The following is a 23,943-nucleotide window of genomic DNA, read 5'->3' as shown; positions in this document are numbered from 1 at the left end:
CCCCGCTCATACCGCTTACGCGGAGTGGGAGTCCTTCTGGGAGTCCTTCTTCAACTGCTCCTCGTTGGGGATCGCCCCGCCGAAGCGGCGGTCCCGCGAGGCGTACTCCAGGCACGCCCGCCACAGGTCGCGGCGGTCGAAGTCCGGCCACAGCACGTCCTGGTACACCATCTCGGCGTACGCGCTCTGCCAGATCAGGTAGTTGGACGTCCGCTGCTCGCCCGAGGGGCGCAGGAAGAGATCCACATCCGGCATGTCCGGGTAGTAGAGGTACTTCGCGAACGTCTTCTCGTTCACCTTCGACGGGTCGAGGCGGCCCGCCCGGACGTCCTCCGCCAGCGCCTTCGCCGCGTCCGCGATCTCCGCACGGCCGCCGTAGTTCATGCAGAAGTACATCGTCATGGCGTCGTTGTCCTTGGTCTGCTCCTGGGCGACCTGGAGCTCCTGCGCCACCGACTTCCACAGCTTCGGCATCCGGCCCGCCCAGCGGATCCGGACGCCCATCTCGTCCATCTCGTCGCGGCGGCGGCGGATGACATCGCGGTTGAAGTTCATCAGGAAGCGCACCTCGTCGGGCGAGCGCTTCCAGTTCTCGGTCGAGAAGGCGTAGAGGGAGAGGTTCTTGACCCCCATCTCGAGGCAGCCCTTGAGCACGTCCAGCACGACACCCTCGCCGACCTTGTGCCCCTCGGTGCGCGGCAGCCCGCGCTCCTTGGCCCAGCGGCCGTTCCCGTCCATCACCACGGCCACGTGCTGCGGCACCAGCTCACCGGGGATCTTCGGCGGCCGGGCGCCGGACGGGTGCGGTTCCGGGGTCCGGTACTCGCGCCGCTGTCGGCCCAGAAACCCGCGTCCTGCCATGCCTGCCACGTCTCCCTCAGCTCTTGCTCTGTCGTACTACTTCTCTACGTACCGCAGCGACCGAAGTCCCCGCTCCAGGTGCCAGTGCAAATACGCCGCCACGAGCCCGCTGCCCTCCCGGGCATGCCGCAGCTCACACGCGTCCGCCGTCGCCCAGTCCCCGGTCAGCAGCGCGCCCAGCAGCGTCAGCGACTCCGCCGAGGGTACGACGCTTCCGGGCACCCGGCACTCTCCGCAGATGACCCCGCCCGCGCCGACCGAGAAGAACCGGTTCGGACCGGGCATCCCGCACTTGGCGCAGTCGTCGAAACTCGGTGCGTAGCCGTTGACGGCGAGGGAACGGAGCAGAAACGCGTCCAGGACGAGATGCGGCTCATGATCCCCGGCGGCGAGGGTGCGCAGCGCGCCGACGAGCAGCAGATACTGCTGTACGGCGGGCTCGCCCTCGTGGTCGGTGAACCGCTCGGCCGTCTCCAGCATGGCCGTACCGGCGGTGTAGCGGGCGTAGTCGGTGACGATGGCGCTGCCGTACGGAGCGATGGTCTCACTCTGCGTGCAGAGCGGCAGCCCGCGGCCGATCAGCTCGCCACCCCCGCGCGAGAAGAACTGCACGTCAACGTGGCTGAACGGTTCGAGCCGCGCCCCGAACTTCGACTTGGTCCGCCGCACTCCGCGCGCGACGGCGCGGACGCGGCCGTTGTTGCGCGTGAGCAGGGTGATGATCCGGTCCGCCTCGCCCAGCTTCTGGGTGCGCAGCACGATGCCGTCGTCGCGGAACAGACTCATGCGGTTTATTGTCCCTCAGCGGCACAGGTGATCGAACCGCCCGGCCCGGACGGCCCGGGTCAGCGCCCGGAGGGCGGCGGGGGTGGTTGCGATCACGGTCTGCGGTTCGTCGCTCTCGCGGAGGAGGATCGCGGTGGCGTCCGGGACTTGGGCCAGCTCGACGCAGGCGTTGTCTGGGGCGTCGGCCGAGTACGAGGACTTCCGCCACTGTATGTGGGACATCTCCATGCCTTCAGAGTCGGGGCGCGATGGCGTGAATGAAATCGCGCGTGTCTTCGGGTGTGAGGGACAGCTCTTCCGTCCGATCGAGAATCCGCCGGTAGTTGGCGAGGTGGGTCTCTCCGTCAAGGAACATCACACCGGTGGGCGCGTCGAGCTGCACCGTATCCAACTGCGGGACCGCCCCACGCACATAGGCAGCCGAGACCCCGGCATTGGGAAACCCTCCGGCGGAGAAGGGAATGGCTCGCACCGTGACATTGTCCCGCTCCGATGCCTCAAGGACACGCTCCAGCTGAGCGCGGGCCACCTTGGACCCACCGAACTCCATCCTCAGCGCAGCTTCGTGGATAAGGAAGGTGCACGGCGGCGGATCGTCCCGATCCAGGACATCGCGACGGCGCAACCGGAAGGACAGGCTGACTCGAAGTTGCGCGGGAGTCGGTTCCGGCTCGGCGGTCGAGAACACGGCCTTCGCATAGTCCTCAGTCTGCAGGAGACCCGGGATGTGCATGATCTGCACGGCGCGCAAGCTCACGGCTCGGAATTCGAGCTCGGCCAGGTCAAGGGCGCTGGCAGCCATCTTGCCCTGGTACTCGTCCCACCAGCCCCGGCCGCGCTCGGTAGCCATGGCTGCAAGAGCGTCAACATACGCCTGGTCACCGCAGGAGTAGACAGCAGCCAGCATCCTGACGCGCTCCTCGCTCACACCCAGGCGGCCCGACTCCATGTTGCTGACCCGTGCACCCTCGGCGCCCAGCTGCTGAGCCGCGTGGGCCACCGTCATCCCGGCGTGCTCACGCATCTTGCGCAATTCGGCACCAACGCGGCGCTGTCGCGCGGTTGGGGCTGCCTTCTGCGGCATGTACGAACCTCCCCTTGCCCACCTCGTCACAGAGTGCGCCTGCGACACTACTCGAATCCACGAGCGGCTGCATGAATACAGAATTAAGCGCTGCATAGCTGCACCCGCATGCTCTATGGTCCTGATAGCGCAACGCATCGAACCAACCACGCACCGCGTTGGGAGTACCGCCATGCCCGAAGTCGCCGAACCCACCGAACCCCCGTACGCCTACCGCTTCAGCGCCCCCAACTCCCCCAAGAGCCCCAGGGTCTGCCGCGACGCGATCGCCGCGCTACTCCAGGCCAACGACCTGCACGACCTCGCGGACACGGCGAAACTCCTGGTCTCCGAGGCCGTGACGAACGTCAATCAGCACACCGACACCCAGCTGATCCACATCGACACCCTCGTCCGCGACCGCATCGCGACGATCGCCGTACGCGACGGCTCCCCGGAACGCCACCCGTACCCCCGCGACGCGGCGCCCGACGAGGAGGGTGGACGCGGCCTGTTCCTGATGCGGGAGCTGGCCTACGCCTGGGGCGTCACCTGGGAGAACGGGCTGCGCCCCACCGGCAAGCACATCTGGTTCGAGCTCCGCGAACCCATCACCGAGTGATCAAGAGTCAAGAGCGCGCACGCGGCAGCGTGTAGCCGCGCCTGAGCCCGAACCGGGAGATGACCAGCAAGACGGCCAGTTCGCCAAGGATCACCAGGAAGACCCCGGCCTTCGGCAGCACCGAGCCCAGCAGTCGGCCACGCGAGCCGTATCCCCAGTCGTCGCCGGCGAACACGGTGGCGCCCTTCCTCGTCGGCTCGGCGCCCGCGTCGACATCCCCCTCGCCGGTACGCCCGCCGGAGAACCGCCACGTCGCGCGGCAGGTGTACTGCGGGGTGCCCTTGTAGCTGTGAGTGGAGCACCGCCGCACATCCAGCACATCGGCCCGATCCCCCGTGACCAACCGCTCGGCTTCCCGGTACTGCCACAGGCCCCACCCGACGAGGGCGGCCAGACTCACGGCGACCAGCAGCCGGAAGATCAGCTTCCGAGGCCGTTTCCCCGGCCGCTCGAGCATCCCTGTCGGATCCGGTTCCATCCCCACCACACCCCCACCATCGCCATAATCGAGGCAAAGGTAGCCGGGGAATCACGCATTCAGTCTCCGCGAAGGGGACTGTGTGTCGGTTCGCGGGGCCAGTGAGCCCAATGTGGTGGGCCGGACCGCGTCGGTGGCGGTTGAGCCGAGGAGCAGGTCGGTCAGGTCGTGGGGCTGGGACTGCTCGTCGGTGGGGGTCGCCGCGGTGATGCGGTCCAGGCGGAAGCCTCGGCCGGCGCGGCGGGTGCGGCACCAGGCGATGAGGTACCAGCGGCCGTCGGCGGTGAGGAGTCCGGACGGTTCCACGACGCGGTCGGTTTCGCGCCCGGCCGCGTCGGAGTAGGACAGCCGCAGCGCCACGTTGTGGGCGAGGGCCCGTTCCACCGCGGTGCGGATCTCGGAGTCGGTTCGGGTCGGCCGCGTCACGATCCGTGCGGCGAGTTCGCGGGCCGCCGTCGAAGCGGGGCCGGTCATCGAGGCCGCGATCTTCTGGGCCGCGGTGCGGGCCGCGCCCGCGTAAGGGGTGGCGGCGCCGACAGTGGCGAGCGCGGCGGTCAGCGCGGAGGCTTCTTCGGCAGTGAAGTGGATCGGGGGGAGGGTCATCTCCGGGGAGATGGACCAGCCCCCGCCCCGCCCGGGTGTGGTGCGCACCGGAACGCCGGTCTCCATCAGTGCCTGGAGGTCGCGCTGCACCGTGCGGGTGCTGATCTCGAATCGCGCGGCGAGCGCCGCGACCGTCAGCGGCCGCGGCGCGGCCGCGCGCAACTCCTCCACCAGCGCGTACAGCCGGGCGGTGCGGTTCATGAGGCCGACGCTACCGTCACGCGGTGGCCAGGAAGTCCCGCTCACGCCGCAGTTCCCGCTCGGTGACGGTGAGGGGGAACAGGGTGAATCCGTGCATCGCGCCGGCGATGACGTCGAGCCGTACGGGCGCGCCCGCCGACTGCCATCGCTGAGCCAGGAACAGGGAGTCGTCCAGCAGCGGGTCCTCGGTGCCGACGACGATCCGGGCGGGCGGCACACCGGCCAGGTCGGCGAACAGGGGGGAGACCTCGGGGTCGCGGCGCCGCTCCGCCTCCATCCCCGGCGTGAACAGCTCATAGGCGGCCCGCAGCGAATCGGTGTTGCTCAGCAGCGGTCGGGGGCCGAACAATCGCAGGCTCGGTGTCATCGACAGGTCGTAGGCGCCGAAGAGCAGGTGGGCCGCGCGGAACGCGCCGGTGATGCCGTGCCGGTCGCGAAGGCGCAGCAGCGTCAGAACGCTGAGGTGGGCACCGGCCGATTCACCGCCGATCAGCAGCCGTTCCGTACCGAACTCGGCCGTGGCGTGCTCCACCAGCCACCGGGCGGCCGCTTCGCAGTCGTCGGGCCCGGCGGGGAACGGGTGCTCCGGGGCCAGGCGGTACTCCACGCTCACCACGGCCAGCCGTGCCTCCACGGCAAGCCGCCAGAGCCTTTCGTCCTGCCCGTCCGCGGAGCCGAACGCCCAACTGCCTCCGTGGATGTGCAGGTGCACGCCGTCGACGCGGTCCGGCACGAACGTCCGCACCTTCACCCCGCCCGCGACGACGCGGTCCTGGCCGTGCTCCAGTCTCACCGGCGGTGTGTCGGCGCCGAGCCGGTTGCGGCGTAGGAGCGCCAGGGTGGCCGCGCTCGGCACCGGCCCACGGGCCGGCCGGCTCGCCGCGTCGGCGGCGAACTTCTCGTTGAAGGCGAGGGTTTCGGCGAGGCAGTCCTCATCTGTGATCGTCATGCCGCCGACGGTCGCAGCCGCCCGCGACAACACCCTGTCACCCTTTCTCTGTGATCTACGTCATGGCCTGTGCGATGCCGCGGCCGCGATGTCGCTGCCGCGATGTCACAGCCGTGTGCTGGGCGCGATCTGGGCCGGTCACAACGCGGTGGAGGCAGGGCAGTTGGCGGCTCGGCGGCGTTCTCCATTGCGCACACTGGTTCCGCGGGGCAGGTCAGCGACGAGTTGGGGGGATACGCCATGGCGGCCGGTTGCCGGGACTGTGAGACGTGTACGAGGTCGTGGCTGGGGCGGCTGTTCCAGAACGCGCAAGAAGGGGTTCAGGCGGCACTGCCCGCAGTGCGGGCACCTGCTGTCCAGGCACGCGCGCAGGGCGGACGGTTCGTTCCGGGACTAGGGTCTGTCCGCGAGGCCATGGCTGACGGTCACCAGCCGGCGGTCGCTCCGGCGGATGTCCGGCTCGCGGCCGGGAGGCCGCCCGCGGGGCGGCGCAGGTGCCAGACGTCGGCCGGGGGCAGGTTGGCCCAGACCGTGCGGCGGCCGGTGGCGTAACGGCGGCGGTAGTCGGCCAGCACCTCTTCGGCGGCCCGGTGCCGCCGCACCTGGTTCCGGGAGGGGAGCAGACTGCGGGCCTGCCGGGTGCCGCGGTAGGCGAAGTAGGCCAGGAGGCCGCCGGGGCGCAGCAGCTCCAGATACCGGCCCATGATCGCCTCGATCTGGTGGGGATCGAAGTTGGCGAAGGGCAGGGCCGAGATGATCGCGTCGTAACGGCGGCATACGTCGAGTTCCTCGACGTATGCCTCGTGCACACGTATCCGCTCGGACCGTCCAGCCAGGTGGGGGTGGGTGCGGACGAGGTCGCGCAGCCGACCGGTGAAGCGGGGGTTGGCCTCGACGATGTCCAGGCGGCTGCCCGCCGGCAACTGGTGGATCAGGGAACGGGTGACCGACCCGGTACCGGCGCCGGCCTCCAGGACGCTCAGCGGCCGCCCCGCCTGTGAGCGCACCGGTTCGGTCAGCGCGTGGGCCAGCGCCCTGCCGCTGGGGGCGAGGGCCCCGGTGGTGCGCATGTCGCGGGCTGCCTCGAGGAGGAACATCCAGCCTCCGGCGGCGCGCTGTCCGAGGACGTGGTCATGCGGGGTGGTCGAGTCATCCGTGGCATGCATGGGCGCACGCTACATACCGGCTCCGCATGGGCGGATCCCTCGACGTGTGACGGTGCTCACCTGCGCGAATGCGGGAGGCGGCGCGGAGGGCCGGGGCGTGACACCCCGGCGGCCGACCTGGGCGCGTTTCGGGTGAGTTGACGGCATGGGACGACGGGGCGGCGCGTACCGGCACCCCGGAGCGGTAACGCTCATCACATCCGCCACCCGGGACGATGGCTCGGCCGAGGGTTACTTCTGCCTCACCGTACGTACGCGGCGGCGCCGAGACGTGTACGAGGTCGTGGCTGGGGTGGCGGCCTGTCCGGCGGACCTTGGCGCCTGCGGCGGGCTCTTCCCTCTCCCCGCCCCTTCCCGCAACTGGGGCTTCGCCCCAGACCCCGGGGCCTGGGGCCTGTGGACCTGGGGCCTGGGGGCCTGGGGGTGAAGCCCTGCCACGCGGCGGACCGCATGGGGCCTGTCCGGCGGGTCTTGCCGGACAGGCCCCCTGGTCCCGGGGAGGGCTCAGCGCTTGAGCGTGAAGGTGAAGTCACCGGTGAGCTTGGTGCTCAGCCGGACCGCCGAAACGACTTTGCCCTCCATGATCAGTCTCTCGACCTCGGCCCGCGAAAGACCGCACCCCTCAGCGATCAGTCGCACCGGCCGGACCGGAATCCGCGCCGCGAAGCGGACCGAGACGTCGATGACCTCACGGTCCAGGTGATCCGATCCGCCGGTGTCGAGGCGCCAGGCGCTGTCCCAGTCGAGGGCGACGCGATTGCGGCGCCGCACGACCGGATCCTGGAGCAACTCAGCCGTCAGGCCGAGGTCGTTGTCGTGCAGCCGGTCCAGCAGCTCAGGTCGTACGGAGCGCACATTCACCCGCTCCAGGACCGTGAGCTTGGCCGTTTCCCCGCACGCGGTACAGAGCACGAGGAGCCAGGCGTCGATGAGCTTGTGGTTCGCGTTGACGCGGAACTTACCGCTCGCCCGGAAGCGCTCGGACGCGCACGCGTGGCAACGGCGGAGAACGAGCGGCAGGCAGGTGGGCATGACCACCCAGTTATTGAGCACAGAAGTACACCGGTTTCAGTGAGAAATCCGCAGCAAAAAGCAGCGCGGCGCGCATGCGCGACGCGCGACGAAATCAGCGCTTGGGAGGTCTCACACGGTGTACAACGGCACGTCCTTGCCTAGACGACTTGGTCCGGCAGGACGGTAATGGCGCGGAGCGGTGCCGCTCCACTGGTTTTTGTCGAAGCCGGTCAGAGGGGCTGGAGCCGGCGGCGCAGGAGGCAGAACTCGTTGCCTTCTGGGTCGGTCAGCACGTGCCAGTCCTCGGTGCCGGTCTGACCGACGTCGGCGGGCTTGGCACCCAGCGCGAGCAGCCGCTCCAACTCGGCGTCCTGGTCGCGGTCGGTGGCGTTGACGTCGATGTGCAGCCGGAGCTTCTCGGGCCGGGGGTCGCTGGTGGGGCTGAGGACGAGGGTGGGCTGCAGGCCGCCGAAGCCGACGTCGGGCGGCCCGATCTCGATGCTTCCGTCGTCCTCGCGGCCGAGTTCGACATAGCCGAGGACCTCGCTCCAGAACGCGGCGAGCCGCTCGGGGTCGGCGCAGTCAAGGATCAGCTCACTGATGCGACATGCCATGCCGTCAGTTTACGGAGAAAACCCGGAAAGCCGCCCGGCCGCGGCGGTGGAGCCACCTTCCAGTGACCCCATCGCCGCGGCCGGGCGGGCATTGACGTCTACTCGTGGGCTACTCGTGGGCGCTGATCACACCGCGGGTGCTGAGCACGATGTACACGCCGTTGGCGTCGAGCCCGGCGTCGCGCCCGTTCGCCTCCATCGTGCCCATGACGTCACCGTGGCCGATGATCTCCGCACGGTACTGAGCCTCGCCGACCTTCGTGACCTTGGCCGTCCAACCGCCCGCGAGCTCGAAGGTGCCCGGCCCCCGGTGTTCGCCGCCCATCCAGGACTGGACCTCGCCGCCCATCGTGAGCACGACGTACATGCCGTTGGCGTCGAGCCCGGCGTCGCGCCCGTTCGCCTCGAACGTGGCCAGGACGTCACTGCCGTTGACGATCTTGAGGCGGTAGTGCTGGTCGCCGAGCTTGTAGATCTTGGCGGTGCTGCCGTCCACCAGGGTTTCGGTGCGGTCCGGGGATGCCGCCTTGTCCGTAGCGCCCGCCTTGCTCTCAGTACCCGCCGTGTCCTCAGCGCCCGCCTTGGTGTCGGTCTTGGCATCGGAGCCCTTCGCTCCGGTGGAGGAGTCCGCGCTGCTGGACGCGGCGGAGGAGGCCGCGGGCTTCGAGGCGTTGGCGTCCGAGTCGTTGCAGGCGGTCAGGCTGAAGCCGGCGGCTGCGATCAGGACCGCGGCGGCGACGCGCAGGGTACGGCGACGAACGGTGCGGAGAGCGGTGCTGGAGCTCATTTCGGGTCCCCCAGGGGCGGTTGGTGTGGTGGTCTGCTCGGTGCGTCACCCACTCTGGCCGGGCCCGCTACCGCAAGGCTGCCGCCCCGCTAACGGCCGGCTAACACGGGTGTGAGCAGGGGGAAGGAGGCGACACGGTCACCCGACCGCATCGGCGTCGTCGGGGGCCGCCTGTTCGGGGAGGCTGGGCAGGAGCAGGCACAGCGGGACGGCGACGGCGGTGAGGGCCACCGACCACCAGAAGGCGGTGCCGAAGCCGTCGGCCAGAGCGCCCGGGGTGCGGGCGTCGCCGGTGCTGTGCTGGAGGATGACGGCGAGGACGGCGATGCCCACCGCGCCGCCGAGCTGCTGGGCGACGCGGGTGATGATGCTGGCGTCGGGGATCTCCCCGTGCTCAAGACCGACGTACGCGGCGCCCATGGGCGCGATCATGGCGGCGCCCAAAGCGATGCCGCGGACGAACAACGCGGCCATGAGCAGGGCCTCGCTGGTGTCGGCGGTGACGAAGGCGAACGGCACGGTGGCCGCGGCGACGAAAGCGAATGCGGCGAAGGCGACCCCGCGGGGGCCGATGCGATCGGTGTACGCGCCCGCCAGGCCGCGTGCCAGGAGCGCGCCGACACCCTGCGGGATGAGCAGCAGTCCGGCGCCGAGGGCGTCCTCGCCGCGGACCTGCTGGAAGTACAGGGGCAGCAGCATCATCGACCCGTACAGCGAGATGCCGCCCAGGAGGAGCAGGGTGGAGGAGGAGGCCACCGCGCGGTGGCGGAACAGCCGCACATTGACCAGGGCGCCGGTGGTGCGGGTCAGCGCCCAGGCGGTGAAGCCCCCGACCAGGGCGAGTCCGCCGATCAGCGGGATGAGGACCTTGGCGTCGGCGAAGCCCGCGCTGCCCTCGACCTGGGAGAGGCCATGGACGAGGGCGGCGAAGCCCGGACAGAGCAGGAGCAGGCCGACGGTGTCCAGGCGGGCGCGGGGGCGGTCGGGTGCGGGTCGGTCGTCGGGCAGATCGCGCCGGGCGAGCCAGCAGCCGACGACGCAGAAGGGGACGTTGACGAAGAACAGCCAGCGCCAGTCGGCCAGATGCAGGATGAGGCCGCCCAGGACCGGGCCGAGGATCGGGCCGAGTGCGGTGGGCACGGTGATGATGGCCATGACCTTGCCGATGTCGCGGCCCTGGGCGGCCTGCATGAGCAGCGTGGCCATGAGCGGCATCATGATGCCGCCCGCGATGCCCTGGACGACGCGGAAGGCGATGAGGCTGGGCGCGTCCCACGCCAGCGCGCTCAGGACCGATCCGAGCAGGAACACGCCCAGGGCCGCGATCCACAGATGCCGGCCGCCGAGCCGTGACTGGGCCCATCCGGCGAGTGGGATGGTGACGAACACCGCCAATAGGTAGCCGGTGCTCACCCACTGGATGGTGGACAGCGGGGCGTCGAGTTCCTTCGCCAGGTCGTTGAGCGCGACGCTGACGATGGTGGTGTCGAAGACGACGGCGAGGGCGCCCACGATGAGGGTGATCGCCATGCGCCACACGGCGGGATCCACACGATCGGGGCCCGTCGCCGCGGATGCGGGGTCGGACCGGTGGGGAGTGCTCATGAACGGCCACCTTTAAGATATAGAGGTCTATCTTATGGCGGTCAGAGTAAGGCGCTAGGATAAGAAAGGCAAGTCTATCTAAGGGAGGGACGCATGCCCGAGCGACGCCGCGGAGCGGCACTGGAGAAGGCGCTCCTCGACGCGGCCTGGGAAGAACTCACGGACACCGGCTACGCCAGGTTCACCATGGACGCCGTCGTCAAGCGCGCGGGCACCAGCCCGCCCGTTCTCTATCGCCGCTGGTCCAAACGCGAGGACCTCGTCCGGGCGGCCATCGTCCACACCCTGAAGGAGTCCCGCCTCGACGTTCCCGACACGGGGAGCCTGCGGGAGGACATCCTCACCCTCATGCGGGAGATCAACTCCACCCGTGTCCAGTTCATCACCATCATGAGCATGCGCCTGGCCGACTACCACCAGGAGACCGGAAACAGCCCCGGCGACCTGCGCGACCCCCTCGCGACGGGACGCGCGGAAGCCCTCGACGCACTCTTCGACCGCGCCGTCGACCGTGGCGAGATCACACCGGAACGCCTCACCGAACGCATCAAGTCGCTCCCCTTCGACCTGCTGCGCCAGGAAATCCTCACGACCTTCGCCCCCGTGCCCGACCACACCCTCGAAGAGATCGTGGACACGGTCTTCCTCCCCCTGGTGCGCTAGGCGAAGCAGGTCAGCCCTCTTCGGAGACCAGTTGGCCGGCCAGGTCGGCCAGGCCGTCGGCGTACAGGTCGAACCGGTCCGAGGGGGCGGGCGGGTCGCCGACGGGGCGGGCGACGTAGGCGGTGCGCAGACCGAGGGCCTGCGCACCGCGCAGGTCCCAGGCGTGGGCGGCGACCATCAGCAGCCGCTCCGGCGGCCCCCCGGAGACCGTGACGGCCAGCTCGTAGACCGCCGGGTCCGGCTTGTAGGCGCGGGCGTCCTCGGCGGACAGGGCCTGGTGCCAGCGCAGTCCGGCGTGGGCGTTGAGTTCCAGCAGCGCCGTCCGGCTCGCGTTGGAGAGCCCGATCAGCGGGAACCGCCCGGCGAGCCGGGCCAGCCCCGCCACCGTGTCGGACCACGGCGGGAGCCGGCGGCCGGAGAGGGCCAGCGTCGCCACGGCGGTCGGGTCGTCGACTCCGGCGGCGTCGGCGACGAGCCGGGCGGCTTCCTGGTCGAGGAGTTCGGTGGTGACGTAGGGCCGGGCGCCGTCGAGGATGCGGCGCTGCTCGCGGTCGATGTGCCGCTGCCACAGCGACAACAGCCGCTCGACCCCGGAATCGTCGAGCGCCGGGGCGAGTTCACGGATACCGGCGCGGAGGCCGGTGGGTTCGTCGACGAGCGTGCCGAGGACGTCGAAGACGATGGCGTCGATCTCCAGCTCTGACATGGGCGGGGTCTCCTGACGGAGCGGGGGCGGAAGCCGGTGGTCGGCATGGCATGTAAGGGTTAAAATTACGTTTAGCCGAACGTAGCGAGGGGTGCGTCAACGATGCAAGTGGCGTTGGACGATTACGTCTGGGCGGCGGGGATCGCGACCGAGCTGGTCAACACCACCGCCGAGGTCTGGCGCGGCGACGACCGCCTGCCCGATCCGGCCGCCCTCGTCGCGTTCGCCGAGCAGCACGGCGACCGGCCCGGAAGCGACGCCGACGCTCCGGGCACGCTGACCGAACTCGCCCGTCGCGGACGCCCAGCCGACCTCCATGCGGTGCACGCGCTGCGGACCGCCGTGCGGGACCTGATCGATCACCCCGACCGCGACCGCCTCATCGCCGGTGCCACCGGGCTCACCTCGTCCGCCCGGGGCGCCACCCTGGTTCCCGACCCCGCACACGAGGGCCGCATGCGGTGGGCCGTCCCGCTCCGGGACGGGGCGACCATCGCCGACGCCCTCGCACTGATCTGCGGCATGGGCATCCTCGGGGTCGTCCACACCCTCGGCGAGCGGCGGTTCCGCCCGTGCACCGCGCCCACCTGCCGGGGAGCGTTCATCGACACCACCCGGCCCGGCAGCCGCCGCTACTGCATGCCCGGACTGTGCGGCAACCGCGTCAACGTCGCCAACCACCGCGCCCGCCAAGCCGGCCAAGCCCGCCAAGCCACGACGCACGACCGGCCCACCGGCTCCGAACAGGCCGGCCGCTGAGTTCCCCTCCCCACCCCTTCCCGTCAACCGGGCAGGGAAGGGGCGGGGAGGGGAACCGGGCGGCCGTCGGCAATTCGGCCGCCCTAATAGAAGGTGACGAAAACCGGCCACATGCCCATCATGCGGCACCACGATGTGCTGGCGGGATCAGTGGTTCCGCTATCAGAACGCGCTGAGAGATCGGGTCCGGAGTCGAGGTTTTTCATTCTTCTGAACGGCCAGAACAGTGTTGCGAATAACACATATTCACCCCTTGTAGTGCATCCGAACCCCACAGAAAAACACTATCCTCGGTCCAGTCGTTGACTGGGCGGAGGCCGGAACAGCGACGCTGCCCGCACATCCGTGGGGTCAACGACAAAGTAAGCGGGCGTGGTTCTCCACGTCTGGTGAGGGCCGCCGCCCCTGCTCCAACTGCCAGGAAGGGAGGGGCGGCGGTTTCCGGCCAACACCGTCATTACTCACCACCCACGCGCACCATCCGCACCATCGGCACGTGATTTGCACTCGCGATCATCTCGTTGCATCCGCTATGGATAGGTCGCTCGGGCAATCACTTAGCCGGGCAGCGGGCGGCCGCCAATTTGAGTGGCAATTAGCTGACACCGGATGACCAAAAACTCCTGCTGAGCGTCGCCGCACCCCATGCCGGACATGACGCCTTCGCGAAGACGCGCCGAACATGCGAGCCAAGTGGCCCTTGGGGTGTTTCATCACCACCTGGAATGTGGCGTTGGCCATACCGAACGCGGGGCCAACTGGCGCGTTAAGTGCATTTACATGCGCTCCCTATCGCAAAGTTGCGGAATACCCGCCGGTAAGTATGGCCGCTATGGTCGGCGATGAGAGCTATGCGGATCAATGTCCCTGAAGCGGAGGGGAATTGTAGTGTCACCCTCCGACAGCCGACGGCTGACGCTTTGTCAGTGGTTAGTGCGGGTTTAGTTGCGTCGAGCGACGTGGCTGCGTTAACTACACGACACCTGTCCGCGGGCAGGCGTACGTTCCGACGTGGTGTTCCCCCCTTCCTGGCAGTTGGAGCCGGACACCCCGTCAGCCCCTCACCAGACAGGCCCCGGCACATGACCGCGGGCCACGAAATCTAGGGAGAATCCGTATGGCCGAACGCAAGCGCCGGCGACACCTCGAGGTCAACCTCGACGAGCACGTGACCTTCTCCGTCCGCGTCTCCCCCAAAGCGCTGCGGTGGGCCTGGGCCGTGTGCATCACGGTGGGCAGCACCGCCTGGTACACGCTGACGCACTAGGCCGGGGTCCTCGTCAGGGGCCTCGTCGGGCCCTCAGCGAGGCCGGCCAGCCGCCGCCCCCGGGGCCCGGGGACGGCGGCTGGTCCCGTGCGTACGCCCCGCGCAGGAGAGACGCAGGTCACATTCGGCCGTGTCACATCTCTCCGAGCCGTTCCGTCAGGGAGGTGTAACCACGGCAACCGCATAGGAGAGCCCATCATGGACGCTCGCTTGAACCTCTTCGGCAACCCGCTCCTCGGCACGTTCCTGAAGCACCTCAACTCCGCGGGCAAGGTGATCAGCGACTCGGCGCTGCCGGCCGCGACGCAGGAGCTGGTGAAGATCCGTGCCAGCCAGATCAACGGCTGCGGCCTCTGCACCGACATGCACACCAAGGACGCCGCGAAGGCCGGGGAGACCTCGACGCGCCTGAACCTGGTCGCGGTCTGGCGGGAGGCCACGGTGTTCACCGACGCCGAGCGCGCCGCCCTGGAGCTGGCGGAGCAGGGCACCCGCATCGCCGACGCGGCCGGTGGTGTCACGGACGAGGCGTGGGCGAACGCCGCCAAGTACTACGACGAGGAGCAGCTCGCCGCCCTGGTCTCCCTCATCGCCGTCATCAACACCTACAACCGGCTGAACGTCATCGTCCAGCAGCCCGCCGGCGACTACCAGCCCGGCCAGTTCGGGTGAGGCCCGGCGTCCTCCCGCGAGGCGCTGGCGAGAATCCGTGGAGGGTCGGCGGAAACGCTCATGGTTGATGCCGTGACCGGTGTCTAGCCTGCCGAAAAAGCGTGATTTCCACGCGTTCGGCAGGCACACCACGGAGGCTCGAGTTGGCACGCGAAACGACGCGGGGGAACGGTCGGGGAACGGACGCCGCACGTCCGATGGAAGTCGGCATGGTGCTGTACGGGGGTCACACCACGCTCGACTTCGTCGGTCCGCACCTGGCCTTCGCCAGTGCGGGCATGCGGGTCCACCTGGTGTCGGACTCACTGGACCCAGTGGTGTCCGACACCGGGCTGGCCGTCCTGCCGACCGTCACCCTCGAGAGCTGCCCCGCCGACCTGGACATCCTGTTCGTCCCCGGTGGACGCGTCGACGAGGTGCTGCTCGACCGCGCCAAGGTCGAGTTCCTCGCGGACCACGGGCGTACGGCCTCGTACATCACCTCGGTCTGCACCGGCTCACTCGTGCTCGCCGCGGCGGGTCTGCTCGACGGCTACCGGGCGGCGACGCACTGGGCCACGCGGGATCAGCTTGCGCGGTTCGGCGTCGAGGTGTCGAGCGAGCGCGTGTGCGTCGACCGGAACAGGGTCACCGGCGGCGGTGTGACCGCGGGTATCGACTTCGGGCTCACCCTCGTGGCGCGCGTCCTCGGCGAGGACGTCGCGAAACTCTCCCAGTTGGCCATGGAGTACAACCCGCGGCCGCCCTTCGACGCCGGTTCCCCCGAGGGCGCCGGGGCCGACGTGGTCGCCCGGTTCGCCGAGTTCGCCGAGGCCACCTTCGGTGAAGGCATCGACGAGAGCATCGCCCGCACCGTCTCGCGGGTACTGGAGCGGCGCGCCGCGCTGAGCGCGTGACGGGCCTCACCTCGCTGTGCGCCGCGTCGCCGCCGACCGGCGCGTCTCCGGATCGCCGACCGATCCTGTACGACCATGGGCGGGGCTGAGCGCGCCCCACGGCGTTCCGACGCCGTCGGTCTCGGCTGTTCTACGGAGTACTCATGATCACAGTGCTGGGAGCCACCGGTGGCCAGGGCGGCGCGGTGACACGGGCGTTGCTGGCGTCGGGCCACAGCGTCCGGGCCGTGGTCCGTGACCGCGAGGAGCCCAGGGCACGCCGACTCGCCCAGCAGGGGGTGGACGTGGTGGTCGGCGACCTGAGCGACGCCGCGTCGCTGACGGCGGCCCTCGACGGCTCGTCGGCGGCGTTCGCGGTGACGACGCCGTTCGAGTCGGGCACGGACGCCGAGGTGCGGCAGGGGCAGGCGATCATCGAGGCCGCCCGCCGGGCCGCGCCGGCGCATCTGGTGCTCGCCTCGGTGGCCTCGGCGGACCGCTCCACCGGTATCCCCCACTTCGACAGCAAGGCGGCCATCGAGCGGAACCTGGAGGCGGCGGGTCTGCCGTCGACCGTGGTCGCGCCGACGTACTTCTACGAGAACGCCCTGGGCAGCCGGGACGACGTCGCCCAGGGCGTGCTGCCGCTCGCGATCCCCGGTGACACACCGCTCCAGCAGGTGGCCCTGCGCGACCTGGGCGCGGTGGTGGCCGCCGTGATCGCCGACCCCGGGCGGTGGATCGGGCGACGGGTGGAGGTCGCGGGCGACGCGCCCACGCCCCGGCAGATGGCCGAGGCGCTCGCCTCGGCGGCCGGTGGCCCGGTGGAGTACCGCCATGTGCCGCTGGACACGGTCCGGAAGGCGAGCGCGGACATGGGGGCCATGTTCACCTTCCTGGCGGAGACCGGCTACGACGTGGACCTGCCTCAACTGCGCGCCGACTTCCCCGGCATCGCCTGGACCTCCTTCGCGGCCTGGGCCGCCGAGCAGGAGTGGCCACGGCCGCGCGGCTGAGCGGGCGCGCCCGAGTTGCGGGCCCCCACGCGGGGGGTGACGGTGGGCATAAGGGGGGCGTGGGGGCTCGGGGGACTGTGGGGGTGGGTGAAACATCCCGGGGAGCACACTGACCGCGCACAGGAGCGGAGAAAGGCAATGACGAACGGACCTGGGCCCGTGGGGCCCATGGGTAAGGGGCCGAACGGGGAGCGGCCGCGGCAGCGGGCCGGCATACCGCTGGGGGCACAGCAGACCGAGTACACCGGGCGGTATGTGGTCCTGCTCGATCAGCAGGAGCCCGACCGCGGTATGGAGGCGCTGCGCTCGTCCGTGGGGATCTCGTCCGTGGAGCGCGTCCGCGGGGCCGAGCCCGGAGCGGCGGAGCTGCTGAGGCGCCCCGATGTGTCGGTGGTCTTCGACGAACTCGGTGTCGCCGTCGTCGATGTGCGGCCGGACCAGCGCCATGCGCTGGTCACCACGGCGGAGGCGGAGCCGACGATCATCGCGACGGAGCCGGAACGCGTGGTGTACGCGTCGGTGATCACGGAGCCGCAGCGCACGCTGACCGGCTTCTTCCCGACGTACCGCAGCGACGATGACGAGGTGTCCCGGCACACCCGGGCCGAGCTCGCCACCTCGCTGGGACCGGCGTGGGACGAGCAGAACACCACCTGGGGACTCCAGGGGATCCGCGCCAACTGGTCGCATCTGACGGGCAGCGGGGTGAAGGTCGCCGTGCTCGACACCGGGGTGGACACCGACCACCCGGATCTGACCGGATGCGTCGAGGCGACGGCCTCCTTCGTGGCCGGGGCGAGCGTCGAGGACGGCCATGGCCACGGCACCCACTGCGTCGGCACCGTGGCCGGTCCGGCCGAGCCCGAGCACGCACCGCGGTACGGCGTGGCCGGTGAGGCCCGGGTGCTGGTCGGCAAGGTGCTCAGCGACCAGGGCGTGGGCTCCGACGGCGAGATCCTGGCGGGGATGGCCTGGGCGGTCGCCCAGGGCGCCCGGGTGATCTCCATGTCGCTCGGGGCCCCGGTGGAGCCGGGCGAGCTGTTCCCGCAGACGTACGAGAACGTGGCGCGGCGCGCGCTGCGGCGCGGCACCGTGATCGTGGCCGCGGCGGGCAACGAGAGCCGGCGGCCCGGCTTCGTGGCGCCGGTGGGACGGCCCGCCAACTGCCCGTCCATCCTGGCGGTGGCGGCGCTCGGCAAGGACCTGGGGACCGCGTTCTTCTCCTGCGGCGCCATCAACGGCGCGGGCGGGGAGGTCAACATCGCCGCGCCCGGGGTCGACATCTTCTCGGCCGCGCCCGACGGGACGTACCAGACGATGAGCGGCACCAGCATGGCGACGCCGCATGCCGCCGGTGTGGTCACGCTGCTGGCCCAGGCGCATCCGGACGCCTCGGCGGCCGACCTGAGCACCCGTCTGCTGTCCGGCGCCCGTCCGCTGGCGCAACCGGCCGCGGACATCGGCGCGGGTCTGCTCCAGGCCCCGTGAGCGGGGGCGCCATGGGGCAGACGGCACGGTCCGGGCCGGTCGGGGTCATCCTCTCGGTCGACCCGGACCGGTTCGCCCAGGTGGTGGAGGCCGCGCGCCGGGTCGGGCTGACGGTCACCGGTGAGCAGCCGATCCTCGGCTCGCTGTCCGGGACGATCGCGGAGGACCGGATCCCGGTGCTGGAGGCGGTGGACGGCGTGGAGTCGGTGGACCGGGAGCGGATCGTCCGGCTGCCACCGCCCGACGCGCCGCTGCGGTGAGCCTCGGCTTCCGCTCGGTCAGACGCGGTCGAACGGCTCGGCGTACCTGAAGGGCCCGTTGACGGTCGGCTGATAGGCGGTCAGGGTCCGGACCTGGAAGTACTCGCCCCAGGCCGGATCCGGGGCCGCGATGCCGTACTCGGTCGCCGGGCGGAAGCCGAACCGGCCGTAGTAGGCGGGGCTGCCCAGCAGGGCGACCAGCGATTCGCCGAACGCGTCCGCGGCGCCGAGCACCGCGTGGACGAGTGCGAGGCCCACGCCACGGCCCTGATGGGCGGGGTGCACGCTGAGCGGGCCGAGGCCGAGGGCCAGGTCGGGGCCGACATGGCCGCGGGTGCACACGATGTGGCCGATCACCTCGCCGCGGTCGCCGGTGGCGACGAACGACAGCGCGGGCAACCAGCCGTCGCTGGTCCGGAGCTCGTCCAGCAGCATGGCCTCGATCGGAGGTGGGGGGTTCGAGCTGTTCAAGGTGTCCGAGGTGGTGTCCGACTTCGCGAACGCGGCCGAGGTGACCGCCCGTACGGCGTCGATGTCGGAGCGGGTCTCTCGTCGGATCAGCATCGGGTCAGGATGCGTCCGGATGCCGCGCGACGGCAAACGAATTGCGCGCCCGCGCGCGGGACGGGGGCCGGGTCAGCCGTTCGCGGCGCGGGCGGTGAGGGCCCGTTCGACCTGGACGTACGTCACGCCGTGGTCGGCCAGCACATGCGCGGCGACACCGGGGCGGGCGGTGAGGGAGAGCAGCAGATGCTCATCGCCGATGTGCTTGTCGCCGCGGGCGAGGGCGATCCGCAGCGAGCGCTCCAGCACCGACTTGGCCTCCCGGGAGAACGGGCGGCGCACGAGACGCCTGCCGCGGCGGGGAGCGCGTGCGGGGGTGGATCCGGCGGTGGCGAGGGCACCCACGCCATGGGACTCCTCCACCCGTGCGACGATCTCGTCCACATCGATCCCGAGCCCGGCCAGCGCCTCCGCATCGGCGCCGGTGAGGCCCCCGCGCCGACGGACCTCGGCCAGCGACCGCTCGATGGAGGCACGGCGGCCGTGCGCGCCGAGGGCGGTGAGGACCTCGGCTGCGGGGCTGTTCGTACGGCCACTGGCCTTACGGTCACTGCCTGGGCGGTCGCCGCCCTTACAGTCGCCGCCCTTACGGTTGCCGCCCGGACGGTCGCCGCCGGTACGGTCCAGGAGCGCGAGGAGCAGCTCGGCCTCACCGACCGTGTCGGCGCCGGTCTCCTCCGCATGGCCGACGGCGCCGCGTACCACCTCGCGGGCGTCAGCGGTGAACCTCTCGAACATCTCAACGCCTCCCGTGCTTCTTGTGGACCGCCTGCCTGCTGACGCCCAGTTCGGCGGCGATCTCCTGCCATGACCAGCCCTGCGCGCGGGCGCTGCGCACCTGCACGGACTCCAACTGCTCCAACAGCCGGCGCAGCGCGGCGACGGCACGCAGCCCGATCCGGGGGTCCCGGTCGCCCGCACGCTCGGCGAGATCCGTTGCTTCGGTCATGTTGTCAATGTAGGTTGACGCTTCATCCCTGTCAACATGAGTTGACGATTCGGCTCGTAATTGGTTCGACGCGACGGCCACGCCTCCGGCAGCCTCCCGTCATGGACCCCCATTACTGGCCCCTGTACGGGCTTCGCCTGCGTACGCCACGCCTGGAGCTGCGGCTTCCCGACATCGCCCTGCTCGACGAGCTGGCCGCAGTCGCGGCGGGCGGGGTGCACGACCCGGACGAGATGCCCTTCGGCGTCCCGTGGACCGACGCGCCCCCGGAGGAGCGCGGACAGAGCGCCTTCCAGCATGTGCTGCGCACGATCGCCGAATGGCGGCCGGAGCAGTGGACGCTGAGCTTCGCGGTGCTGCACGAGGGGGCGGTGATCGGGCGGCAGGACCTGTTCGCGACCGAGTTCGCCGTCACGCGGGAGGCCGAGACCGGCTCCTGGCTGGGCACCGCCCACCAGGGCAAGGGCCTGGGCACGGAGATGCGGGCGGCGGTGGTGCACCTGGCGTTCGAGGGGCTGGGCGCGCTGTCGCTGATCTCGGGCGCGATGGTGGAGAACGGCCGCTCGCTGGGGGTGTCCCGGCGGCTCGGCTACCGCCCCGACGGGCTGTCCGTGCTCGCCGTACGGGGCGAGGCCCGCACCCTGCAGCGGCTGCGGCTGGACCGCGCGGCCTGGGAGGAGCACCGCGCCACCCCGGTCGAGATCGCCGGCCTGGAACCGTGCCGCGCCCTGTTCGGCGCTCCCTGACGCCCCTGAGGCGCTCCCCGACGCCTGCCCTGACGCGAGGGTGCGAGGCCGCACCACCCGCCTGAAGGCGGGCAACGGCGAGATCATCGCGGCCGGCGGAGCCTATGAGTCACGGTCCGCCGCACGCAAGGGCATCGAATCCGTGAAGAAGAACGCCCCGACGGCCGAGGTCAAGGAGATCCCGACCGAGAAGTCGGGATGACCGGGCCGGATTCGCAGGCCGCGATGACCAGTTGGGCGCGCCGCGGGCGCCCTGCCTGCCCATGATGCGGCTGGCATGGGTCTTGGCCGGCCGGCATGATCTTGGCCGACCGCCGGTTCAGAACGCTGCCCTTGTGGCCGCCAGGAGACGGGCCGTGTCGTCCGGGCAGATCATCAGCGCCCGGCCGACCGTTTCCAGGACCGCGCGCTCGGCCGGGCGGTACGGGCCGTCGGCCACGGCGATCCGGGCGCCCTGGAGGAGGATGGCCTCCCGGCCGGTGGGGGCCAGGTGCGGGGCCAGCGGCTCCAGGGCCTCGTGCAGCTCGATGGCCAGCGCCGTACCGCACGGGTCCAGGCCGTCCCGCTCGCCGCACGCGCCCGGGAGCCGCCCGGTGTCGGCGGCGAGGGCCTCGATGAGCGCGAGCAGCTGCTCCTCGCTGCAGTCGGCGAACCCGGCGGCGCGCACCGCGCCGACCGCGACCTGCCGGACCGCCGTCGCCTCGGTGCCGCCCGCGGCGAGGACCGCGAGGGCCACGGTGTGCACCGCGTCGCGCAGCATCGCGGAGAAGCGGGTCGTGGTGGGGTGGTCGAGCACCTCCGTGCCGTAGCGGCTGCCGCAGGCCGCGCATTCCACGATGGGCGCGACCGGTCCGCGCGGCAGCACCGGCAGGCCGAGCACCACGATGCGGCGGCGACCGGTACGGCGGCGGTAGTTGCGGTCACCTCCGCACTCGGGGCAGAAGAACTCACCATCGCCGACGGTCCGCCACAGAGTGCGTACGCCTACCACACACAGGTCCCGGTCACGGCGGGCTCGCCGGTGCACCACGTCACACCTCCATAACGCTTCGGCCACGTTGCCGCGTTGACGTGATGCTAGCCACATCCATGATGTGACGTCAGTACCCCGAACGGAGACAACAGGCCAAACCCGAGGCCCCGCCCACCTCGCGGGGTGAACGGGGCCCATGTGGGTGACCAGGTCAACGGGGTGATGAACCCGTCCGATCAGTCCGGTGAAAGATCACCCATGCACCTGAAGGAATCCGAAGGATTCCGTAAGGATCACCGGCGCGCCCGGTTCACCGCGGAGACGACCGCCTTCAGGGAGGCGCGCACGATGTTGGCGTCGATGCCGACGCCCCACAGCACCTGCCCGTCGATCGCGCACTCGATGTACGCGGCGGCCTGGGACGCGGCGCCCTCGCTCAGGGTGTGCTCGGAGTAGTCCAGCAGCCGTACGTCCACGTCAATCGCGCCCAGGGCGTCGAAGAAGGCCGCCAGCGGGCCGTTGCCGGTGCCGGTCAGCACCGTCTCGGCGCCGTCCACGACCGCCTCGACGGTGAGTGCGTCGGTGCCCTCGGTGGTGGAGGAGGTCTGCGCGCTGCGCAGCGAGATCCGGCCCCACCGGTTGTCGTCGGTCGGCAGGTACTCGTCCTGGAAGGCCGCCCAGATCTGGGCCGGGGTGACCTCGCCGCCCTCGGCGTCGGTCTTGGCCTGAATCGTCTTGGAGAACTCGATCTGCATCCTGCGCGGCAGGTCCAGGTTGTGGTCGTTCTTCAGGACATAGGCGATGCCGCCCTTGCCGGACTGGGAGTTCACCCGGATCACGGCCTCGTAGGAGCGGCCGACGTCCTTGGGGTCGATGGGCAGGTACGGGACCGCCCACTCGATCTCGTCCACCGTCTTGCCCTGCTCGGCCGCGCTCGCCTCCAGCGCCTCGAACCCCTTCTTGATGGCGTCCTGGTGGGAGCCGGAGAAGGCGGTGTAGACCAGATCGCCCGCGTAGGGGTGGCGCGGGTGGATCTCCATCTGGTTGCAGTACTCGGCGGTGCGGCGGATCTCGTCGATCTGCGAGAAGTCGATCTGCGGGTCCACGCCCTGGGAGAACAGGTTCATGCCCAGCGTCACCAGGTCGACATTGCCGGTGCGCTCGCCCTGCCCGAACAGACAGCCCTCGATGCGGTCCGCCCCGGCCATGATCGCCAGCTCGGCGGCGGCGACGGCGGTGCCGCGGTCGTTGTGCGGATGCACCGACAGGCAGATGTGCTCGCGCCGGGACAGATGGCGCGACATCCACTCGAAGCGGTCCGCGTGGGTGGACGGGGTCGAGCGCTCGACGGTGGCCGGCAGATTCAGGATGATCTCGCGGCCCTCCTCGGGCTGCCAGACGTCCATCACGCCCTCGCAGACCTCCAGCGCGAAGTCCAGCTCGGTGTCGGTGAAGATCTCCGGGCTGTACTGGTAGCCGAAGACCGTGTCATCGCCGAGGATCTTGTCGGCGTACTCCACCACCAGCCGGGTGCCGTCCACCGCGATCTGCTTGACCTGCTCCCGGGTGCCGCGGAAGACGACGCGGCGGAAGGTGGGGGCGGTGGCGTTGTACAGGTGCACGGTGGCCTTGTGCGCCCCGCGCAGCGACTCGACAGTGCGCTCGATCAGCTCCTCGCGCGCCTGGGTGAGGACGGAGATCGTCACGTCCTCCGGGATCGCGCCCTCCTCGATGATCGACCGTACGAAGTCGAAGTCGGTCTGGCCGGAGGAGGGGAAGCCGACCTCGATCTCCTTGTAGCCCATGCGCACCAGCAGGTCGAACATCTCGCGCTTGCGGGCCGGGGACATCGGGTCGATCAGCGCCTGGTTGCCGTCCCGCAGATCGGTGGACAGCCAGCGCGGGGCGACGGTGATGCGGTTGTCCGGCCAGGTTCGGTCCGGGATGTCGACCGCCTCGTACGGGCCGTACTTGTGGATCGGCATCCCCGAGGGGCGCTGGGTGACGGTCGCGGCGGTGATGGGGGTGGGACGGCCGACGGCGTCACCGGAGATCGCGGCGGTCTCGGAATGGCCGGGCGTGTCGGAGTGAGTCATGGTGCGCGGGGCTCCTTGGATAGTCCGCTGTCCGCTGGACGAATCCGCTGTCGCGGAGGTCCTGGGGCGGCCGACGGGGCGTGATCAGCGCAACGCCGAACTCCGCGGGGAGGGGGTCGGCCGTTCGACTACAGGCCCTCGCCGCGGCAGCTAAGAAGAA

General features: G+C 70.5%; 29 protein-coding genes. 11 read left to right on the top strand and 18 right to left on the bottom strand.

Annotation, left to right across the window (positions count from 1 at the left end):
• Positions 1-15: 15 nt before the first annotated feature.
• From ACZ6TD_RS31340 to ACZ6TD_RS31325, 4 genes are read right to left on the bottom strand one after another with little or no spacing between them, the layout of a single operon-like run.
• Entirely contained in the window at positions 16-861 is an 846-nt protein-coding gene (locus ACZ6TD_RS31340; protein WP_471343504.1) for an isoprenyl transferase, read from the bottom strand.
• A gap of 36 nt (positions 862-897) precedes the next feature.
• Positions 898-1,647 carry a DNA repair protein RecO gene (gene recO / locus ACZ6TD_RS31335; protein WP_471343503.1) on the bottom strand — a complete coding sequence of 250 codons (750 nt, stop codon included), beginning with the start codon at positions 1,645-1,647 and terminating at the stop codon, positions 898-900.
• Between the two features lie 15 nt (positions 1,648-1,662).
• A complete protein-coding gene (locus tag ACZ6TD_RS31330) occupies positions 1,663-1,869 on the bottom strand; it encodes a DUF397 domain-containing protein (protein WP_471343500.1) in 207 nt (68 codons plus the stop codon).
• Positions 1,870-1,879: 10 nt separating this feature from the next.
• On the bottom strand, positions 1,880-2,731 hold the full coding sequence (locus ACZ6TD_RS31325) for a helix-turn-helix domain-containing protein (RefSeq protein WP_471343499.1): 852 nt from the start codon (positions 2,729-2,731) through the stop codon (positions 1,880-1,882).
• A 172-nt stretch (positions 2,732-2,903) separates the two neighbouring features.
• Between ACZ6TD_RS31325 and ACZ6TD_RS31320 the strand changes: the two genes are divergently transcribed.
• Complete coding sequence (locus ACZ6TD_RS31320) at positions 2,904-3,332, top strand: ATP-binding protein (protein WP_471343497.1); 429 nt, start codon at positions 2,904-2,906, stop codon at positions 3,330-3,332.
• 7 nt (positions 3,333-3,339) lie between these two features.
• Here ACZ6TD_RS31320 and ACZ6TD_RS31315 read toward each other — a convergent pair whose 3' ends face one another.
• The 8 genes from ACZ6TD_RS31315 to ACZ6TD_RS31280 all read right to left on the bottom strand — a co-directional run bounded on the left by ACZ6TD_RS31315 (position 3,340) and on the right by ACZ6TD_RS31280 (position 10,749).
• Entirely contained in the window at positions 3,340-3,816 is a 477-nt protein-coding gene (locus tag ACZ6TD_RS31315) for a hypothetical protein (RefSeq protein WP_471343495.1), read from the bottom strand.
• 45 nt (positions 3,817-3,861) lie between these two features.
• Complete coding sequence (locus tag ACZ6TD_RS31310) at positions 3,862-4,614, bottom strand: helix-turn-helix transcriptional regulator (protein ID WP_471343494.1); 753 nt, start codon at positions 4,612-4,614, stop codon at positions 3,862-3,864.
• A gap of 16 nt (positions 4,615-4,630) precedes the next feature.
• Positions 4,631-5,563, bottom strand: coding sequence for an alpha/beta hydrolase (locus tag ACZ6TD_RS31305; RefSeq protein WP_471343491.1), 933 nt, complete (start codon positions 5,561-5,563; stop codon positions 4,631-4,633).
• A gap of 425 nt (positions 5,564-5,988) precedes the next feature.
• On the bottom strand, positions 5,989-6,729 hold the full coding sequence (locus ACZ6TD_RS31300; RefSeq protein ID WP_471343489.1) for a class I SAM-dependent methyltransferase: 741 nt from the start codon (positions 6,727-6,729) through the stop codon (positions 5,989-5,991).
• A 504-nt stretch (positions 6,730-7,233) separates the two neighbouring features.
• A complete protein-coding gene (locus ACZ6TD_RS31295; RefSeq protein WP_471343487.1) occupies positions 7,234-7,782 on the bottom strand; it encodes a DUF1062 domain-containing protein in 549 nt (182 codons plus the stop codon).
• 191 nt (positions 7,783-7,973) lie between these two features.
• Entirely contained in the window at positions 7,974-8,357 is a 384-nt protein-coding gene (locus ACZ6TD_RS31290; protein WP_471343486.1) for a VOC family protein, read from the bottom strand.
• 109 nt (positions 8,358-8,466) lie between these two features.
• The gene (locus ACZ6TD_RS31285) at positions 8,467-9,144 is read right to left on the bottom strand and encodes a hypothetical protein (protein ID WP_471343484.1); all 678 of its coding nucleotides are present in this window, start codon (positions 9,142-9,144) and stop codon (positions 8,467-8,469) included.
• Between the two features lie 138 nt (positions 9,145-9,282).
• Positions 9,283-10,749 (bottom strand): MDR family MFS transporter, encoded by a 1,467-nt coding sequence (locus ACZ6TD_RS31280; RefSeq protein WP_471343482.1) that lies wholly within the window; start codon positions 10,747-10,749, stop codon positions 9,283-9,285.
• A gap of 93 nt (positions 10,750-10,842) precedes the next feature.
• Between ACZ6TD_RS31280 and ACZ6TD_RS31275 the strand changes: the two genes are divergently transcribed.
• Positions 10,843-11,412 (top strand): TetR/AcrR family transcriptional regulator, encoded by a 570-nt coding sequence (locus ACZ6TD_RS31275; protein WP_471343481.1) that lies wholly within the window; start codon positions 10,843-10,845, stop codon positions 11,410-11,412.
• 10 nt (positions 11,413-11,422) lie between these two features.
• Here the strand turns inward: ACZ6TD_RS31275 and ACZ6TD_RS31270 are convergent, their stop codons facing one another.
• Entirely contained in the window at positions 11,423-12,118 is a 696-nt protein-coding gene (locus ACZ6TD_RS31270) for a haloacid dehalogenase type II (protein WP_471343479.1), read from the bottom strand.
• 108 nt (positions 12,119-12,226) lie between these two features.
• On the opposite strand from ACZ6TD_RS31270, the gene ACZ6TD_RS31265 reads away from it, so the two are divergent.
• The 7 genes from ACZ6TD_RS31265 (at position 12,227) to ACZ6TD_RS31235 (ending at position 18,455) form a co-directional block, all read left to right on the top strand.
• Positions 12,227-12,877 carry a CGNR zinc finger domain-containing protein gene (locus ACZ6TD_RS31265; RefSeq protein WP_471343478.1) on the top strand — a complete coding sequence of 217 codons (651 nt, stop codon included), beginning with the start codon at positions 12,227-12,229 and terminating at the stop codon, positions 12,875-12,877.
• A 1,117-nt stretch (positions 12,878-13,994) separates the two neighbouring features.
• Positions 13,995-14,144 carry a hypothetical protein gene (locus ACZ6TD_RS31260; RefSeq protein WP_471343477.1) on the top strand — a complete coding sequence of 50 codons (150 nt, stop codon included), beginning with the start codon at positions 13,995-13,997 and terminating at the stop codon, positions 14,142-14,144.
• Between the two features lie 198 nt (positions 14,145-14,342).
• Complete coding sequence (locus ACZ6TD_RS31255; protein WP_471343475.1) at positions 14,343-14,816, top strand: carboxymuconolactone decarboxylase family protein; 474 nt, start codon at positions 14,343-14,345, stop codon at positions 14,814-14,816.
• A gap of 209 nt (positions 14,817-15,025) precedes the next feature.
• A complete protein-coding gene (locus tag ACZ6TD_RS31250) occupies positions 15,026-15,712 on the top strand; it encodes a DJ-1/PfpI family protein (RefSeq protein WP_471343473.1) in 687 nt (228 codons plus the stop codon).
• 143 nt (positions 15,713-15,855) lie between these two features.
• The gene (locus ACZ6TD_RS31245) at positions 15,856-16,707 is read left to right on the top strand and encodes an NmrA/HSCARG family protein (RefSeq protein WP_471343472.1); all 852 of its coding nucleotides are present in this window, start codon (positions 15,856-15,858) and stop codon (positions 16,705-16,707) included.
• A 138-nt stretch (positions 16,708-16,845) separates the two neighbouring features.
• On the top strand, positions 16,846-18,195 hold the full coding sequence (locus ACZ6TD_RS31240) for a S8 family peptidase (RefSeq protein ID WP_471343470.1): 1,350 nt from the start codon (positions 16,846-16,848) through the stop codon (positions 18,193-18,195).
• A gap of 11 nt (positions 18,196-18,206) precedes the next feature.
• Complete coding sequence (locus ACZ6TD_RS31235; protein ID WP_471343469.1) at positions 18,207-18,455, top strand: hypothetical protein; 249 nt, start codon at positions 18,207-18,209, stop codon at positions 18,453-18,455.
• An 18-nt stretch (positions 18,456-18,473) separates the two neighbouring features.
• Here ACZ6TD_RS31235 and ACZ6TD_RS31230 read toward each other — a convergent pair whose 3' ends face one another.
• The 3 genes from ACZ6TD_RS31230 to ACZ6TD_RS31220 form a co-directional block, all read right to left on the bottom strand.
• Complete coding sequence (locus tag ACZ6TD_RS31230; protein WP_471343466.1) at positions 18,474-19,019, bottom strand: GNAT family N-acetyltransferase; 546 nt, start codon at positions 19,017-19,019, stop codon at positions 18,474-18,476.
• Between the two features lie 72 nt (positions 19,020-19,091).
• On the bottom strand, positions 19,092-19,757 hold the full coding sequence (locus tag ACZ6TD_RS31225) for a Clp protease N-terminal domain-containing protein (RefSeq protein ID WP_471343463.1): 666 nt from the start codon (positions 19,755-19,757) through the stop codon (positions 19,092-19,094).
• A gap of 1 nt (position 19,758) precedes the next feature.
• On the bottom strand, positions 19,759-19,968 hold the full coding sequence (locus tag ACZ6TD_RS31220) for a helix-turn-helix domain-containing protein (protein WP_137977916.1): 210 nt from the start codon (positions 19,966-19,968) through the stop codon (positions 19,759-19,761).
• A 101-nt stretch (positions 19,969-20,069) separates the two neighbouring features.
• Here ACZ6TD_RS31220 and ACZ6TD_RS31215 point away from each other — a divergent pair, with 101 nt between their 5' ends.
• Both ACZ6TD_RS31215 and ACZ6TD_RS31210 read left to right on the top strand, forming a co-directional pair.
• On the top strand, positions 20,070-20,714 hold the full coding sequence (locus ACZ6TD_RS31215; RefSeq protein ID WP_471343462.1) for a GNAT family N-acetyltransferase: 645 nt from the start codon (positions 20,070-20,072) through the stop codon (positions 20,712-20,714).
• Between the two features lie 40 nt (positions 20,715-20,754).
• Positions 20,755-20,916 (top strand): YegP family protein, encoded by a 162-nt coding sequence (locus ACZ6TD_RS31210; RefSeq protein WP_471343461.1) that lies wholly within the window; start codon positions 20,755-20,757, stop codon positions 20,914-20,916.
• A gap of 117 nt (positions 20,917-21,033) precedes the next feature.
• Here ACZ6TD_RS31210 and ACZ6TD_RS31205 read toward each other — a convergent pair whose 3' ends face one another.
• Together ACZ6TD_RS31205 and leuA are read right to left on the bottom strand one after the other, a co-directional pair.
• Positions 21,034-21,744: a TerB family tellurite resistance protein gene (locus tag ACZ6TD_RS31205; RefSeq protein WP_044575485.1), complete on the bottom strand. Its 711-nt coding sequence runs from the start codon at positions 21,742-21,744 to the stop codon at positions 21,034-21,036.
• A gap of 236 nt (positions 21,745-21,980) precedes the next feature.
• A complete protein-coding gene (gene leuA, locus ACZ6TD_RS31200) occupies positions 21,981-23,783 on the bottom strand; it encodes a 2-isopropylmalate synthase (RefSeq protein WP_471343460.1) in 1,803 nt (600 codons plus the stop codon).
• Positions 23,784-23,943 lie beyond the last annotated feature (160 nt).

Source organism: Streptomyces yongxingensis (genome assembly GCF_055597465.1).
Note: the sequence above shows the minus strand (reverse complement) of the source record. Positions and strands in the feature narration are given on the sequence as shown.